This is a genomic window from Thalassotalea algicola (assembly GCF_012932965.1).
Lineage (GTDB): Bacteria > Pseudomonadota > Gammaproteobacteria > Enterobacterales > Alteromonadaceae > Thalassotalea_F > Thalassotalea_F algicola.
On sequence record NZ_JABBXH010000006.1, the window covers coordinates 175,690 to 192,427 of the forward strand.

The following is a 16,738-nucleotide window of genomic DNA, read 5'->3' on the forward strand; positions in this document are numbered from 1 at the left end:
CTGTAATTTACAGGACGTTAATTACACACTTATGAATTTTTCTAATAAAACATGCCGAATAAAAAATGTTTTCGTAAAGCTATTTTTTATTTCTTTCCTACTGTTAAGCTTTACCAGTAACGGTTCAGAAAGTTTGATTGCACTGGACTATCATCTACAATCAAAATTTGAATTTAATATTTCTCAGCTTGCTAAAGAGCCTGCTAACTATATTGTTTATTTTGGCGATTCGGTTTTATCAGATAAAAGCATTAGTAATAACAAGCGCGTTGGCTACACCAAGTTTGAACATAAACTTCAGCAAAAACTGGTAGCAAAATACAAAGCCAATATTCTTAATGCAATGCCTACTAACGACTATCAGCTCGTTCGCAGTTTCAAGTCTATTCCTGCAATAGTCATTAAAACCTCACCAGCTACAATAAAACAAATAGCCAGATTGCCTTGGGTGAACAACGTTGGTCTAGACAGCGGCATGGGAAAGGCACATCTCAATCATGCAATTCCTCAGGCAAACTTAGATCTCGTTAAAGCGTTGCCGTTAGATGGGTCAGGAATTGAAGTTGCCATAATTGATTCTGGTCTGGATCAAGATCATCCTGATTTTGCTGGCCGAGTGCTTTCACAAACCTGCTTTTCAGATGACTGCCATATTTCTACCTATGATCAAAATGGCCATGGTACTAATGTCGCTGGTATTCTCGCGGGCAACGGCACAGTAGCTCCACAAGGTGGTGCACCGGAAGCAAAGCTCCACATACTAAAAATTTTAGACGCTGATGGAAACTATAGCGCCGCCTCTCAAGCGGTTTCTGCTCTTGATTATATTATTTCTGATCTGCCAAATGTCAGCATCGTAAATATGAGTTTTGGCACTGATCGATTATTCTCATCTGTGTGTGACGATGAAACCAGCTGGTCAAGATCCTTAGCAAGTGCGGTTAATCAACTCCATGCCAGAGGTGTCACATTATTTGCTTCTTCAGGTAACGAAGGTAGTATTACAGCGATCACTGCACCAGCTTGTCTAGCTAATGTAATTGCTGTTGGTGCAGTCTGGGATACCGGAATCTCTAGCTATAATGGTTTTTGCTTCGATTCTTCCCCCGTCGCAGGAGAGTTAACTTGCTTTAGCAATAGTAATACTTCTATCGATATTGTCGCACCCGGGGCATTAACAAAAGCAGCAGGAATTAATCAAGGCGTTTCTACTTTTGCCGGTACCTCAATGGCTACACCTTTGGTCGCTTCCTGTGCCACACTGCTTAAACAAAGAGACTCGACTCTATCCCCAGAGCAAATTCGCTCATACTTGAAAGAAAATTCTGGTCAGCCGGTCACTGACAGGCAAGGCAGAACATTTCCAAGTCTAGATTGTTGGCAAGCCTTTCAAGCATTGCCATATGATGAAACTCCCTCGATTACCCGCCTTGCTCCAACCGAGGTAACAATAACCACTGAAAACCCTGAGATAGCGTTTTCTGCTAACGCGATCGATACTGAAGATGGTGACATTACTGATAATATTCGTTGGCAGTTAGATGGGGTCGAAGTAAGTACATTTGGCAGTAATTTTAATCATACATTCTCATTAGGTGAGCACGTTGTTACCGCAGTAGCTACCGATAGCGCATACAACATGATCCAACTAGATTGGCACGTAAAAATAGTGACAGACGCAAACCTTCCTCCTGAGATTAACATTACGTCACCAGACAATAATAGTGAGTATACAGCCAACCAAACAATTAACTTTACTGCACAAGCAACAGATCAAATAGATGGAGATATTAGTCATAACATCCAATGGCTATACAACGAAGAGACTATCGCGCAAGGGGAAAGTTTTAGCCGTATTTTTAACGAAGGCTCTCATACGGTAATTGCGCAAGTTCAGAACTCTCTTGAATTAACTTCGCAAACTGAAATCAGTTTCACGGTAACGGCAAGTCAGCCGCCAACCGTAACGCCTGATTCAAATTCTGGCGGTTCTGGTGGGACGTTTGCGATAAGTCTAATTTTCATATTGTTACTTTCCTTAATCAGGCTATTTAAAACTTAAAGCATTAAATTTTTAGGTTTTAGGCACCAATTGCATCAAAAAAAGCTTTTAGTAGCGGCTGCTCTTTTTTAATATTTAGGCAGCAAATACCAAGCTCAAATGGTGCAATTTCGTGTTCAATATCAAGTGCATAAACTCTATCTTTCACTGGGCTATTTTCAACCACAACCTCTGGCGCAATACCCACACCACAGCCTAGTGCGACCATACTGACAATTGCCTCATGGCCTGATACGGTTGCATAGATATTGGGCTTGCCAAATTGCATAGTTCTAAACCATTTTTCAAAACGTGTTCTTGCTGAACCATGTTCGGGCAAAATAATCGGTAACTGCGACCAGTCTACTGAACTTGCCAACAACTGCTGCTGCACCTGACATGGGATGGTCGGAGCGATTAAGTGCAAAGGAATATCTGCGATATGATGAAAATAGTAACTCGTAGACAAATTATCTGGTTTCGCGGCAATTGCTAGATCTGCTTGCTGTTGCTGAATCTGTGGTAAGGCATCTGCAGCATCACCCGTAGATAGCACGATTTCAACCAATGGGTGTTGTTGGCGAAACTTATCTACTAACGGTGGTAAATGACTATACGCCGCAGTGACTGAACAATAGATATGCAACTTACCCTTAAGTTGTGCTTGCTGTTGATTGAGTGAGAGTTTAAGCAATGACAACTGCTCTATTTGCTGCTCAGCAAACGACTTAAGTTGCTCCCCAGCCGCCGTTAACGTCGCAGTACGGTTGTCACGATGTAACAGAGTACAGCCAAGCTCATCTTCTAATCTTGAAATAGTTCGACTTAACGTTGAGGGACTTACGTAAAAAGCTTCCGCTGTTCTACCGAAGTGTAACGCGTTAGCAAGATGATAAAACATAGCCAAAGATTTTGAATCCATAACTCAACCCCATATTGCAAATAATGCAACATAGTAATGCAAACAATTCACTTTAAGCAACGCTAATTTCGCTATAGAGTAAAGTCATTATCAATTCAATGCTGGAAAAATCATGGCTAATTATTTCAATACTTTAAGTTTACGCGAGCAGTTGGCTCAATTAGGTAAATGTCGTTTTATGAAACGTGACGAATTTGCTGACGGTTGTAATTTCATTAAAGACTGGAATATCGTTATCGTCGGCTGTGGCGCACAAGGCTTAAACCAGGGCCTTAACATGCGTGATTCAGGTCTTAATATATCTTATGCATTACGTGAAGCTGCCATTGCTGAAAAACGTCAGTCTTGGCAATGGGCAACGGAAAACGGATTTACAGTAGGTAGCTATGAAGAGTTAATTCCTAACGCTGACTTAGTGTTAAATCTAACGCCTGACAAACAACATACTTCAGCTGTTAGTGCAGTAATGCCACTAATGAAGCACGGTGCGACACTTTCATATTCTCATGGGTTTAATATTGTTGAAGAAGGCATGCAAGTACGTCCAGACATTACGGTTGTAATGGTTGCACCTAAATGTCCTGGTACGGAAGTTCGTGAAGAATATAAACGAGGCTTTGGTGTACCAACATTAATCGCTGTTCACCCTGAAAACGATCCAAACGGCAATGGTCTAGCGATAGCAAAAGCATATGCTTCAGCTACTGGTGGTGACCGAGCAGGTGTACTTGAGTCTTCATTCATCGCAGAAGTTAAATCAGATTTGATGGGCGAACAAACTATTTTATGTGGCATGTTACAAACTGGTGCCATTTTGGGTCATCAGCAATTAGTTGCCAATGGTGTAGACGCAAGTTATGCCCGCAAACTAATTCAATATGGTTGGGAAACCGTTACTGAAGGTTTAAAGCATGGCGGCATCACCAATATGATGGATCGCTTATCTAATCCAGCAAAAATCAAAGCCTTTGATATGGCGGAGCAATTAAAAGATACATTGCGTCCATTATTTGAAAAGCACATGGACGATATCATCGATGGTACTTTCTCTAAAACCATGATGGCTGACTGGGCTAAAGATGATGAAAACCTATTAACATGGCGTGCACAAACTGCTGAAACTTCATTTGAGTTGGCCGCTGATTGCGATACAGAAATCACAGAACAAGAATTCTATGATCGCGGAATTTTCTTGGTAGCAATGATTAAAGCGGGTGTTGAGCTAGCTTTTGAATCAATGGTAGCTGCCGGCATTATTGAAGAGTCTGCATACTACGAATCTCTGCATGAAACACCACTTATCGCAAACTGTATTGCCCGCAACAAGTTATATGAAATGAACGTTGTGATTTCTGATACTGCCGAGTACGGTAACTACTTGTTTAGTCACGCAGCAGCGCCATTACTTTCAGATTTCGTAAGTCAATTGTCACTAGAAGATTTAGGTGAAGGTCTGTCAAGCTCATCTAACGGCGTAGACAATGTTCGCTTAATTGAAGTTAATGAAGCTATCCGTAACCACAGCGTAGAAGTTGTTGGCAAAGAGTTACGTGGCTACATGACCGATATGAAGCGCATTGTTGAAGCCAACCTATAAATAAAAAGCTCGGGTCTCTACCTGAGCTTTATTGCCAAATTTGCTCGCTGCAAATGGGCGATACCTTGGTCTACTGGGGGAGAGTTACTCAAGCAAGACTAGCGCAGGTATCGCCCGCTCTATATTCTTACCGATGATATGATCTTTTATATTGCCCAATCCGTATAAATTATTTATTTATCGAGGATTAGTTATGGAAATCAACTTAGCTGAAGCGTGGCAAAAACTTGGTATTAAAGAAGACAAAGAGATAAACGACTTACTTGAATGTTCAAATGCTGAAGCCCAAGATACACTCAATTTAATCACTTACAACGATAATTTGTCACCGACGTTACGAGCTAGCATTAAGCAATACTTAACACCTGTCGAATAAACTAGATTTATATTTAATGCACTAATCGCTTAGTGCCACTTCACCTTTACGCTCATTGACTGACAGGTTAACACCAGCATCAATCAATCGCGAATAAAACGCCTGAACATCACAACCTTTAGTTTGTTGACAAACAATAGAATACTTCTTAATAGCTCGCTCGTAACTTTGCATTGAAGCTTGTTCAAGCCAGTAAAGCGCTTTTGAAAGATCAGTTTCAATGATTTCTCCTGCAAGGTATAGCTCAGCTAATCTTATTTGGCCCAAGGCAAAACCTAAATTTGCGGATTCTTCGAACTTAAAAAATGCTTTTATGTTGTGTTCTTGAATGTAAGTCGCTTGCTCAAATGCTAATCCAGAAGCATATTTTCTTTCGCCGGGAATATAAGTTGATCCCATTCGATAGCCAGTGTCATTAATTACGTAATTGCCAAACAGCATATTGCCTTCTGGTCTAGCGGCTCTGACAATCGCCTCTCTTTCCAACAGAGTTGCTAACTGAGCAATACTAAAATTATGGTTGTTTTTACCAAAGTAGCTATAGGCACGAGTTTGTCCTGACATAATTGCATCTTCAAATGATGACTCATGCTTATAAAAAAAGTTACCAAATGCTAAAGAAACAGTGTTGCCAGTTATATCAACCACTTTAGCTATCCGGTATATCTCGTGCGGCCTCATATCTTTTGAAATTTTTCGAAAATCCAAGAGCATGAAGTCGTTAATTTGCGGATAACTAACTAAGTTTTCAGTAATTCTTGATTCTTCTTGTTCTGACTGCCACCAAGAAAACATTAAATAGCACACTAGAAACAACCCAAAAAACTTCAATACAAAGTGATAAATAGTAAAGACGGAAGAAAGTAGTTGTTTGTATAGTGCTGAATCTAAGTCTTGAGGCTTGGTTATATGCAGGCACTCTGCACATTCTAAGGTAACGGATCGCCCGACAGGATAAAAAGGCAGGCTTTCTAAAAACAAATAAGCATACTGAATGGCGCCTTGCACATTATGCTTTTCACAGCCACAACATTCACACTTGTGCTGATAGGTTACTCCCCCATTTATTAAAGACTCACCGTACTCCATTACCATCTCCTATGCACAATTGTCACAGATTTATAACAAACGATGGTTTTTTGTGCAACACAAACTACTAAATATTTCGTATTTAAGGAAGTGGTTGGAGGAGAAAGTAATTTTTTGCCAGTTCAACAAACGTCTTTATTGCCAATGAATATTGGTAACTATGTTGATAAATTGCTGAAATTGTCAGTGGTTGAATGCTATGTTCAGACAGCACTTCAACAAGAAGTCCTTGCTCTACATAGCCAGCTACCGAATAACTTGGCGCTTGAATAATACCTTGTGATTGTGCCGCTGCCTCATTAAGCAATCGACCGTTATTAGTTTTCCAAGCCCACGGCAACTTCACCTCTTGGATTTCACCATTTTTCAAAAATATCCATTGATCCGAACGCAAACTATGTTCAAAGAATAACAGCTGGTGATTGGCGAGATCTTCAATAGCTGTGATCTTAGGATACTGTAATAAATACTTAGGGTGCGCCCACATTGCTAGCTTACTTGTGCAGATAGGAATTACTTTTAAACTCGCGTTAGCAAGCGTCGGCGCCACCCGAAAAACTAAATCCACAGCGCCTTGTGTGATATCAATTGGTTCATTGGTTAAATCAAACGATAATTCAACATTAGGGTATAACTGGCGATATTGAGCAATGATTGGTGCTAAGTATTGGCCTCCAAACTCTATGCTTGCTGAAACTTTTAATTGCCCTTTTGGCATATCACTAAAGCTAGAAAGTTCCTGTTCTATCAGCGTCAACTCAGCCAATAGTGGGCTAACCTTTTGATAGTAGAGTTTACCTGCCTGTGTAATTGCCATTTGCCTTGTGGTTCGTTTTACCAGCAAGGTGCCTAGTTGCTCTTCTAGCTGTCGAATGTATCGGCCAACCATCGCAGGAGACAACCGCATGCTTTTAGCAACCTGAGTAAATGATTGCTCTTGGCATACTAGGCAAAACGCTTTTATCGCATCAAGTTTGTTCATTTATCACTTTGTAAACTATAGGTATATACACCATATACAATTGTTAACTACTAAACAACGAGCTTAACGGCGACAATTAAAACGATTCATTAATAGAATTCTGGACTCAACATGAAAAAGTTATATAGCGCATTGTTATTGGTATGGATAAGTAGCCAAGTGAACGCTGGACCAACAGCATTAACCAACGTCAATCTAATCGATGTTAACACGCTAACAATAATCAAAAATCAAACCGTACTAATTGATGATAAGCACATTCAGCGTATTGCAAATAGCGATGAAATTGATCTATCTCCTGATACTGTCGTCGTCGATTTAAAAGACAAATTTTTATCGCCCGGTCTCATTGACGCGCACGTTCATCACGCTACCGACCCAGATGATTGGGATAATAGAAGTGACACATTAAAGAGATTACGAAATTTGCTACGTGGCGGGGTTACCTCGGTAAGAGATATGGGTGGCGACACGCGCGTGCTATCAGGCCTTAAACGTGAAGCATTATTGGATATTATTCAGTCTCCAGATATCTACTACTCAGTAATCATCGGTGGTCCAGAGTTTTTTGCTGATCCTAGGACAGTTTCGTCAGCCAAAGGCCATCAATCAGGAGCAATTCCATGGATGGCTGCGATTACCGACGAAACGGATCTTGATGCAGTAATGTTAAAGGCGCTTGGTACGGGCGCAACAGGTATAAAAATTTACGCCGCAATTGACCAACAACAGATAGCGAAGTTGACAACTGCTGCTAAAAAGCATGGACTGAAAGTTTGGTCTCATGTTTATGTTGGCCCTGCAAAGCCAAGTAATGCAATAAGCGCGGGTGTCGAAACTATCTCTCATGCCCCGGACCTTTCTGCAGAAATTATTGATAATTATCGTGAATGGCGACGAGAAGATAAAGCACCAAATTCAAGCCAAGAAAAGCGTTCTTATCAAACGGCCGAATATAACGATCTCTTAAATTTAATGCTGAAGAACAACACTATCTTAGATGCCACTATGACAGTATTTGAAAGCAGAAAAACATTAAATGAAAATACAAAAAAACGGTATAGACATACTGTATTGCTCACGAAATTGGCGCATGAATACGGTATACCTATTGCTGCAGGTACTGATGCATTCAGTGACCAAGAGGTTATGCTTTATAAAGAGTTGGAATTACTAGTCAATGAAGCCAAACTTTCACCAATACAAGCAATACAAGCAGCCACCATCAATAATGCAAAAGTCATTGGTCAATCTACTAGCATAGGCTCTATTGAAACCGGAAAGGTTGCAAATTTAGTGGTGTTTGATAAAAATCCAGCTGAAGATATAGCTAACCTAGATAGCGTTTCGCATGTCCTTAAAAATGGCCAATTCATCTATCGCGGCGCTGACTCGCGATTGCCTTTTATACCAGCAAAAAAAGTCGGAAACACCTTATGGATGTCAGGCCAAATAGGTAATCTTCCCGGCACCATGGTACTAGCAGGAGGCACTATAGAAGCGCAAATGCATCAAACAATGAAAAACATTCTCAGCGTATTAGCTGAACATGGATTAGGGTTTGAACATGTTACCAAGTGCACATTAATGCTTGCCGACATCAAAGAATGGGGTAAAGCGAGTGAAGTCTATAAAAGTTACTTTACTAAGCAACTACCTACTCGTAGTGCATTTGCTGCAAGTGGCTTGGCATTAAACGCAAAAGCCGAAGTTGAATGTATCGCCTCATACTAAGGAGTAGCTATGTTAGATAGAAGAGAATTCATCAAAGCAATGATTAGTGCCGGCGCAATAATAACCTGTACACCAATTCATCATGCTTTGGGTAGTAATCAATCCTGGCATAAGTATAACCAATCTATTGTTATAGACGGCTTATGCATCGCATTTGGCAATGATATGACGGAGCTAAGTTCGCAGCAACTCGCGACTATTAAGCTTTCAGGAATAACAGCTGTTAACGCAACGATTCCATACCCTGGCGATAATTTCGATAGAACAACGAAGCGTATTGACAACGCACTCACGGTCATTAACAAATACCCAGAAAATTTTAAGCTCATTGCTGCTGCCTCAGATATATTACATGCGAAGAAGGCGCAGCAAGTTGGGATCATTCTGGGTTTTCAGTCGACTGAAATGTTCGAAAATGATTTATCTCGCATTGAGCACTTTGCTAAGCGTGGTGTACGCTATATGCAGTTAACCTATAATAGCCTTTCTCAATTTGGCGAAGGAGGCCTAGTAGATACTAATAACGGACTTTCCAAGCTAGGCATAGAGGCAATTAAACATATCGAAAATAACAACGTGCTGCTTGATGTGTCCCACGCAAATAAACAAACAGTTGTTGATGCAATTAAGCATGCAAATAAGCCTTTAACCATTTCCCATACCGGTTGTAATGCCCTTTACCAGCACCCAAGAAATAATGATGACAGCGAATTAAAGGCGGTTGCTGATAAAGGTGGGGTTGTTGGTATTTACTTAATGCCCTTTTTAGAAGGTGGTGATCATGAGATTACGGCAACAATCGTACTAAAACATATTAAACACGCGGTAAATGTCTGTGGCATTGATCATGTTTCTATCGGAAGTGATCAAGGAATCATTCCTATCAATGATGGACCAGAATATCGAGAGGTGATCCGTAAAGAGGTTAAGCGTCGAATCGCAGCGGGTATTTCAGCACCAGGGGAAACACCTAATAGACCACCATTTGTACCTGAACTTAACTCTGAACGTCGAATGGAGCTAATAGCTTGGCACTTGAATAAAACTGGCTTTAATGATGATGCTATCGAGAAAATTATCGGCACGAACTTGCTCTCGCTTTACCAAAGAGTTTGGTAATTGACCAGTTTACAGTAGACTTTTGAGTTAATTTTGGCTACAAACTACTGTATAGCATTTAGCCCAAAGGAAAGGGATGGCAGTTTCTGATTATCGAGACAAGCGGTTCTTAATCATTGACAGTTTAAAGCCGTCTCGCGACTTACTGAAACAGTTTGCCTTTAATTTGGCACCAGAGGTAGTGGAAGCAACGGGGTATGCTAAAGACATTGTCCTCAGGTGTTCCGAAAATCATTACGATGTATTGTTATTAGGTTACGATTTAGGTGAAAGTCAAAAAAATGGTCAACAGTTGCTAGAAGAGCTGCGCACCAATGGCTTAGTAAATCGTCAATCTGTAATTATTCTTATCACTGCAGAAAACTCGCAAGCCATGGTGCTCGCTGCATTAGAGCACAAACCAGATGACTATTTAACCAAGCCTTATCGTTTAAGAGATTTGTTTGAACGTTTAGATCGTTGCTACAAGAAAAAGCGCCATATGAATGATATTTATAAGGCACTAGATGAGCATCAAACTTTGCATGCCATAGCGTTATGCGATGAAGCAATTAAAAAAAACACCCCTTATAAGACAGAATGCTTCGGAATTAAGTCTCGCCAACTATTCGAACAAAATAAGTTTGATCAAGCAGCCGACATCTATAGACGATTTGAACCACAAAAGAACTGTCAGTGGGCCAGTATAGGACTAGGAAAGATCGCTTTAAAGCAGGAGAAATATCCTGAAGCTATTAGCTATTTTTCTAATCTGATTGATAGATACCCTCTTTACTTGTCTTCTTATGACTGGTTAGCAACAAGTTACGAGGCAACAAAACAACCTCAAAAGGCGCAAGATACATTAGAAAGAGCAATAGAAATATCACCACTTTCGGTAAAACGCATCGAACGCTACGCCCAGCTTTGTTTTACCAATGGTCATTACGAAAAAGCCACTCAAGCTTTTGATCAAAACTATCACCTATCGAGTAATTCAATTCATCATAAGCCAGAAAATGCTTTCAAATTTTCTGAATCGCTAAACCAGCTAGCACCTGAACTTTCTGACTATCAGTTAAAAATGAAGAAAAACAGGGTAATGAATGCATTAAGTGAAACAGCTAAATCATTTGGCAGAATGGATATACGTCTTCAAACTCAGCTTCACTCTGTTAGGTTAATGCGTAAAACCAATGACGAATTTGATGCTAAGAGGTTATTAAAATCTTCTGAGTCTCTAATTAATAAGGTGGTAGATGAATTGCCACCTGACAGTTCTATCGCTATTGCCGATCTACTCATCAAGTTAGACAGACGACAATCTGCATCACCTATCTTAGCGAAAGTAGCTGAAAAATATGGTGATGAACTTCACTTGATGACAAAAATAGATAAATTAGTTGATGAAGACCTTAAAACGGAAGAGCTGCGTCATGCTCAATCAGCTTTAGATGAAGCCGCAAATAGTTATCATAAGCAGAATTATCAAGACGCCTGTAAAAGGTTATCCGATGCTCATAAAGCTTATCCACGCCACATCGGAATTAAACTTAACTTAATTCAAGCATTGATAGCACTGTTTAAACAATCAAATAATCAACTACAACTTAGAAAGTCAGGCGAACTACTAGGTTCACTTACCGGCCTATCGACGACACATGCGGCTTATCAGAGATATAAAAAATTAGAACAAGAATATAAACAGTTAAAAGCAAACACTAGCTAAGATCGCTTGACAATTGTAGCTAAAAAACTGCACTCTAAATGTTCACTTTTTAATCATTGCACTGGGGATATGATTAACGAGTAATACTTTAATGTTATAAAGGAAGATAAATGAACCGCGATCTCCCCAGTTCAGTAGCTGTCTGTGACGGTGCAAACAGTACTCAATCAAACAACACTACAAACAAATACTACGCTTTATTTTTACTGACTGTTGTCTATAGTTTTAATTTTATTGACCGACAATTACTCGCGATTTTACAAGAAGCTATTAAAGCCGACCTCCAGTTATCCGATAGTCAGTTAGGCTTATTAACTGGCTTTTCATTCGCCTTGTTTTATGTAATTGCTGGTATACCAATTGCCCGACTCGCAGATAAATATAATCGCAAAAACATTATTTCGATTTCCTTATTTGTATGGAGCTTTATGACAGCAATTAGCGGCTTTGTACAAAATTACACCCAATTATTGTTAGCAAGAATAGGGGTTGGCGTTGGGGAAGCAGGTGGTAGTCCGCCTTCACATTCGATTATTTCAGATATTTTCCCACCTGAATCTAGAGCTAGTGCCTTAGGTTTTTATTCGACTGGTGTAAATATAGGCATACTCTTCGGGTTTTTATTAGGAGGCTGGTTAAATGAAGCTTTTGGTTGGCGTACAGCTTTTATGGTTGTTGGAGCACCAGGAATACTTCTAGCGGTAATAGTAGGATTTACGCTTAGAGAGCCTATTAGGGGGTTAAGCGAAAATAGGCAAACCGATGATAATCAAACTTCATTTAAAATAGTACTTTCCCTTTTATGGAGTCGGAATTCTTTTAGGCATCTTGCTTTAGGCTCTGCATTAACCGCTTTTGTTAGTTATGGCTTAGTTAGTTGGGCAGCTTCTTACATGATACGAATACACGCCATGTCTACTGGTGAATTAGGTACTTGGCTAGCACTCATAATTGGTGTTGGTGGTGCTGTAGGTGTATTTGGTGGCGGCGTTGTTGCTGACAAATTAGCTAAAACAGATAAGCGTTGGTATGCATGGCTGCCTGCGTTAGTTGGTCTTATATCATTACCATTTATTATTTCTTTCTGTTTAGCCGATGATAAATATACCGCATTGTATAGCATGATCATTCCATCAATATTAGCCAACGTATATTTAGGTACTGTAATAGCAACTACTCACGGGCTTGTAGGACTTCGCATGAGAGCTATGGCTTCAGCTATTTTATTTCTGATTTTAAATATTATTGGTTTAGGGCTGGGACCTTGGGCAATCGGCGCACTAAGTGATTATTTAAGTGAAACATATCAAGCAGAGTCTTTACGCTATTCCATGTTATATATTTTACCTATAGTTAGCTTCTGGTCAGTATGTCATTTCTATCGCGCAGCAAATAATTTAAGAGATGACCTTTTGAATGCACCAAATTAAGTTACCGATAGATATACTATATATGGTGGAGGGAGGTGGACTATTGTGGACTCCTGTCCTTCACTAAAGCCACATTATGTGTATTCGAGATTGTTCCAGATAATTTTGTCAAACCAGCCTTATTATCAACCTATTTCACATATAAAAAAAGCCCGACTAATGTCGAGCTTTGTTTATATGGTGGAGGGAGGTGGATTCGAACCACCGAAGGCGGAGCCGTCAGATTTACAGTCTGATCCCTTTGGCCACTCGGGAACCCCTCCAAATAGGGTAAGCCCAGTCGTAAGACTGGGCTTGAAATAGGTGCCTAGCAATGTCCTACTCTCACATGGGAACTCCCACACTACCATCGGCGCAGTTGCATTTCACTTCTGAGTTCGGCATGGGTTCAGGTGGTTCTACAACGCTATTGTCGCTAGGCGAATTGATTACAATTTAGAAGGCTGATGTATCCGTTAATTCAAGTATCACAAGTACGTGATGTCGTGCATGAATGCACTCATGTCGATGTTATTCACCGATTCATGTCAGCATACAACAAAACCACTTGGGTGTTGTATGGTTAAGCCTCACGGGCAATTAGTATCAGTTAGCTCAAGGCCTCGCAACCCTTACACACCTGACCTATCAACGTTGTAGTCTCCAACGACCCTTTAGGGGAATTAAATTCCCAGTGAGAACTCATCTCAAAGCCTGCTTCCCGCTTAGATGCTTTCAGCGGTTATCAGTTCCGAACGTAGCTACCCGGCAATGCATCTGGCGATACAACCGGAACACCAGAGGTTCGTCCACTCCGGTCCTCTCGTACTAGGAGCAGCCCTCTTCAATTCTCAAACGCCCACGGCAGATAGGGACCGAACTGTCTCACGACGTTCTAAACCCAGCTCGCGTACCACTTTAAATGGCGAACAGCCATACCCTTGGGACCGACTTCAGCCCCAGGATGTGATGAGCCGACATCGAGGTGCCAAACACCGCCGTCGATATGAACTCTTGGGCGGTATCAGCCTGTTATCCCCGGAGTACCTTTTATCCGTTGAGCGATGGCCCTTCCATACAGAACCACCGGATCACTATGACCTGCTTTCGCACCTGCTCGACGTGTCTGTCTCGCAGTTAAGCTGGCTTATGCCATTGCACTAACCGTACGATGTCCGACCGTACTTAGCCAACCTTCGTGCTCCTCCGTTACTCTTTGGGAGGAGACCGCCCCAGTCAAACTACCCACCAGACAGTGTCCCCAAGCCCGATAAGGGCCCTAGGTTAGAACATCACGCATACAAGGGTGGTATTTCAAGATTGGCTCCACTCTATCTGGCGACAAAGTTTCAAAGCCTCCCACCTATCCTACACATGTAGGAGCAATGTTCACTGTCAAGCTATAGTAAAGGTTCACGGGGTCTTTCCGTCTAGCCGCGGGTATACGGCATCTTAACCGCAATTTCAATTTCACTGAGTCTCGGGTGGAGACAGTGTGGCCATGATTACGCCATTCGTGCAGGTCGGAACTTACCCGACAAGGAATTTCGCTACCTTAGGACCGTTATAGTTACGGCCGCCGTTTACCGGGGCTTCGATCATGAGCTTCGCAGAGCTAACCCAATCAATTAACCTTCCGGCACCGGGCAGGCGTCACACCGTATACGTCATCTTTCGATTTTGCACAGTGCTGTGTTTTTAATAAACAGTTCCAGCCACCTGGTTACTTCGACTGACCTATGCTTACGGAGCAAGTCCTTCACAAGAGCCAGCGTACCTTCTCCCGAAGTTACGGTACTATTTTGCCTAGTTCCTTCACCCGAGTTCTCTCAAGCGCCTTAGTATTCTCTACCTAACCACCTGTGTCGGTTTGGGGTACGGTTCCTTTATATCTGAAGCTTAGAAGATTTTCCTGGAAGCATGGCATCAACAACTTCAACTCCGTAGAGTCTCGTCTCGTATCTCAGTCTTAAGAACCCGGATTTGCCTAAGTTCTCAACCTACATACTTTCACACGGATAACCAACACCGTGCTTGCTTAGCCTTCTCCGTCCCTCCGTCGCAATATAAAGAAGTACAGAAATATTAATCTGTTTCCCATCGACTACGCGTTTCCGCCTCGCCTTAGGGGCCGACTTACCCTGCCCTGATTAACATGGGACAGGAAACCTTGGTCTTTCGGCGTGGGGGTTTTTCACCCCCATTATCGTTACTCATGTCAGCATTCGCACTTCTGATACCTCCAGCAAGCTTCTCAACTCACCTTCAACGGCTTACAGAACGCTCCCCTACCACTCAAAATAAATTTTGAATCCGCAGCTTCGGTGCATAGTTTAGCCCCGTTACATCTTCCGCGCAGACCGACTCGACTAGTGAGCTATTACGCTTTCTTTAAAGGATGGCTGCTTCTAAGCCAACCTCCTAGCTGTCTGGGCCTTTCCACATCGTTTCCCACTTAACTATGACTTTGGGACCTTAGCTGGCGGTCTGGGTTGTTTCCCTCTTCACGACGGACGTTAGCACCCACCGTGTGTCTCCCGGATATCACTCATTGGTATTCGGAGTTTGCAAAGGGTTGGTAAGTCGGGATGACCCCCTAGCCTTAACAGTGCTCTACCCCCAATGGTGTTCGTCCGAGGCTCTACCTAAATAGATTTCGGGGAGAACCAGCTATCTCCCGGCTTGATTAGCCTTTCACTCCGACCCACAAGTCATCACCGCATTTTTCAACATACGTGTGTTCGGTCCTCCAGTTGATGTTACTCAACCTTCAACCTGCCCATGGGTAGATCGCCGGGTTTCGGGTCTATTCCTTGCAACTAAACGCGCAGTTAACACTCGCTTTCGCTACGGCTCCCCTAATCGGTTAACCTTGCTACAAAAAATAAGTCGCTGACCCATTATACAAAAGGTACGCAGTCACCCGAAGGCTTCCACTGCTTGTACGTATGCGGTTTCAGGTTCTATTTCACTCCCCTCACAGGGGTTCTTTTCGCCTTTCCCTCACGGTACTGGTTCACTATCGGTCAGTTAGGAGTATTTAGCCTTGGAGGATGGTCCCCCCATGTTCAGTCAACATTTCACGTGTGCCGACCTACTCGATTTCACAAACATTTTGTCTTCGTGTACGGGACTATCACCCTGTATCGTTGTCCTTTCCAGAACATTCCACTGACGCCATGCCGCTTAAGGGCTAATTCCCGTTCGCTCGCCGCTACTAAGGAAATCTCGGTTGATTTCTTTTCCTCGGGGTACTTAGATGTTTCAGTTCTCCCGGTTTGCCTCACTGTGCTATGTATTCACACAGTGATAGTGTCTTATGACACTGGGTTTCCCCATTCAGAAATCGTAGTCTATAACGGTTTTTATCACCTTAACTACGCTTATCGCAGATTAACACGTCTTTCATCGCCTCTAACTGCCAAGGCATCCACCACATACGCTTAGTCACTTAACCATACAACCCTAAGTAGTCTTAAGTATTGTGGAGACAAATCCACAATCAAATGCATGTCTGACATTTTCACGTACTCTTATTAACAACAAGTGTTAATAGTGAGCTACTTGAATTAGATGAAATAAGATAAGGAAGTCTTATTTCAAGGTTGAACATTTATTCGAGGAGAATAAATGCTCGGTGATGTTTATCGTTATGTGAGTAACAGCGCGACACCGCACTCACCAGATAAACATCGTTCGAATATATTACTGATAAAGTAATTATATTCGGGATATATATCAGCTTTCCAAATTGTTAAAGA

10 protein-coding genes, 1 tRNA gene and 2 rRNA genes are annotated in these 16,738 nt (G+C 41.7%); 7 read left to right on the forward strand and 6 right to left on the reverse strand.

The window, feature by feature from the left end; all coding sequences use genetic code 11:
• Nucleotides 1-31: 31 nt before the first annotated feature.
• Complete coding sequence (locus HII17_RS16590; protein ID WP_169076485.1) at nucleotides 32-2,062, forward strand: S8 family peptidase; 2,031 nt, start codon at nucleotides 32-34, stop codon at nucleotides 2,060-2,062.
• A gap of 19 nt (nucleotides 2,063-2,081) precedes the next feature.
• Here the strand turns inward: HII17_RS16590 and ilvY are convergent, their stop codons facing one another.
• Nucleotides 2,082-2,963 (reverse strand): HTH-type transcriptional activator IlvY, encoded by an 882-nt coding sequence (ilvY, locus tag HII17_RS16595; RefSeq protein WP_169076486.1) that lies wholly within the window; start codon nucleotides 2,961-2,963, stop codon nucleotides 2,082-2,084.
• Nucleotides 2,964-3,075: 112 nt separating this feature from the next.
• Between ilvY and ilvC the strand changes: the two genes are divergently transcribed.
• Both ilvC and HII17_RS16605 read left to right on the forward strand, forming a co-directional pair.
• A complete protein-coding gene (gene ilvC / locus HII17_RS16600) occupies nucleotides 3,076-4,560 on the forward strand; it encodes a ketol-acid reductoisomerase (protein ID WP_169076487.1) in 1,485 nt (494 codons plus the stop codon).
• Between the two features lie 193 nt (nucleotides 4,561-4,753).
• Nucleotides 4,754-4,936, forward strand: coding sequence for a hypothetical protein (locus tag HII17_RS16605; RefSeq protein ID WP_169076488.1), 183 nt, complete (start codon nucleotides 4,754-4,756; stop codon nucleotides 4,934-4,936).
• Between the two features lie 21 nt (nucleotides 4,937-4,957).
• Here HII17_RS16605 and HII17_RS16610 read toward each other — a convergent pair whose 3' ends face one another.
• Together HII17_RS16610 and HII17_RS16615 are read right to left on the reverse strand one after the other, a co-directional pair.
• Nucleotides 4,958-6,025, reverse strand: a complete 1,068-nt coding sequence (locus tag HII17_RS16610; protein ID WP_169076489.1) for a tetratricopeptide repeat protein — start codon at nucleotides 6,023-6,025, stop codon at nucleotides 4,958-4,960.
• An 82-nt stretch (nucleotides 6,026-6,107) separates the two neighbouring features.
• Nucleotides 6,108-7,007: a LysR family transcriptional regulator gene (locus tag HII17_RS16615; protein ID WP_169076490.1), complete on the reverse strand. Its 900-nt coding sequence runs from the start codon at nucleotides 7,005-7,007 to the stop codon at nucleotides 6,108-6,110.
• Nucleotides 7,008-7,118: 111 nt separating this feature from the next.
• On the opposite strand from HII17_RS16615, the gene HII17_RS16620 reads away from it, so the two are divergent.
• From HII17_RS16620 to HII17_RS16635, 4 genes are all read left to right on the forward strand, one after another.
• The gene (locus tag HII17_RS16620) at nucleotides 7,119-8,741 is read left to right on the forward strand and encodes an amidohydrolase family protein (RefSeq protein WP_169076491.1); all 1,623 of its coding nucleotides are present in this window, start codon (nucleotides 7,119-7,121) and stop codon (nucleotides 8,739-8,741) included.
• A 9-nt stretch (nucleotides 8,742-8,750) separates the two neighbouring features.
• Nucleotides 8,751-9,860: a dipeptidase gene (locus HII17_RS16625; RefSeq protein WP_169076492.1), complete on the forward strand. Its 1,110-nt coding sequence runs from the start codon at nucleotides 8,751-8,753 to the stop codon at nucleotides 9,858-9,860.
• Between the two features lie 76 nt (nucleotides 9,861-9,936).
• The gene (locus tag HII17_RS16630; RefSeq protein WP_169076493.1) at nucleotides 9,937-11,568 is read left to right on the forward strand and encodes a response regulator; all 1,632 of its coding nucleotides are present in this window, start codon (nucleotides 9,937-9,939) and stop codon (nucleotides 11,566-11,568) included.
• A gap of 110 nt (nucleotides 11,569-11,678) precedes the next feature.
• A complete protein-coding gene (locus HII17_RS16635; protein WP_169076494.1) occupies nucleotides 11,679-12,998 on the forward strand; it encodes a spinster family MFS transporter in 1,320 nt (439 codons plus the stop codon).
• Between the two features lie 178 nt (nucleotides 12,999-13,176).
• On the opposite strand, the gene HII17_RS16640 is transcribed toward HII17_RS16635, so the two are convergent.
• From HII17_RS16640 to HII17_RS16650, 3 genes are all read right to left on the reverse strand, one after another.
• Nucleotides 13,177-13,261 (reverse strand) — tRNA-Tyr (locus tag HII17_RS16640).
• Between the two features lie 42 nt (nucleotides 13,262-13,303).
• Nucleotides 13,304-13,418, reverse strand: a 5S ribosomal RNA gene (gene rrf, locus HII17_RS16645).
• Between the two features lie 138 nt (nucleotides 13,419-13,556).
• Nucleotides 13,557-16,434: ribosomal RNA gene (locus HII17_RS16650) — 23S ribosomal RNA — on the reverse strand.
• Between the last annotated feature and the right edge of the window lie 304 nt (nucleotides 16,435-16,738).

Coding starts and splice junctions, on each gene's coding strand:
- HII17_RS16590 (WP_169076485.1), top strand. CDS start 32: ATGAATTTTTCTAATAAAACATGCCGAATAAAAAATGTTTTCGTAAAG.
- ilvY (WP_169076486.1), bottom strand. CDS start 2,963: ATGGATTCAAAATCTTTGGCTATGTTTTATCATCTTGCTAACGCGTTA.
- ilvC (WP_169076487.1), top strand. CDS start 3,076: ATGGCTAATTATTTCAATACTTTAAGTTTACGCGAGCAGTTGGCTCAA.
- HII17_RS16605 (WP_169076488.1), top strand. CDS start 4,754: ATGGAAATCAACTTAGCTGAAGCGTGGCAAAAACTTGGTATTAAAGAA.
- HII17_RS16610 (WP_169076489.1), bottom strand. CDS start 6,025: ATGGAGTACGGTGAGTCTTTAATAAATGGGGGAGTAACCTATCAGCAC.
- HII17_RS16615 (WP_169076490.1), bottom strand. CDS start 7,007: ATGAACAAACTTGATGCGATAAAAGCGTTTTGCCTAGTATGCCAAGAG.
- HII17_RS16620 (WP_169076491.1), top strand. CDS start 7,119: ATGAAAAAGTTATATAGCGCATTGTTATTGGTATGGATAAGTAGCCAA.
- HII17_RS16625 (WP_169076492.1), top strand. CDS start 8,751: ATGTTAGATAGAAGAGAATTCATCAAAGCAATGATTAGTGCCGGCGCA.
- HII17_RS16630 (WP_169076493.1), top strand. CDS start 9,937: ATGGCAGTTTCTGATTATCGAGACAAGCGGTTCTTAATCATTGACAGT.
- HII17_RS16635 (WP_169076494.1), top strand. CDS start 11,679: ATGAACCGCGATCTCCCCAGTTCAGTAGCTGTCTGTGACGGTGCAAAC.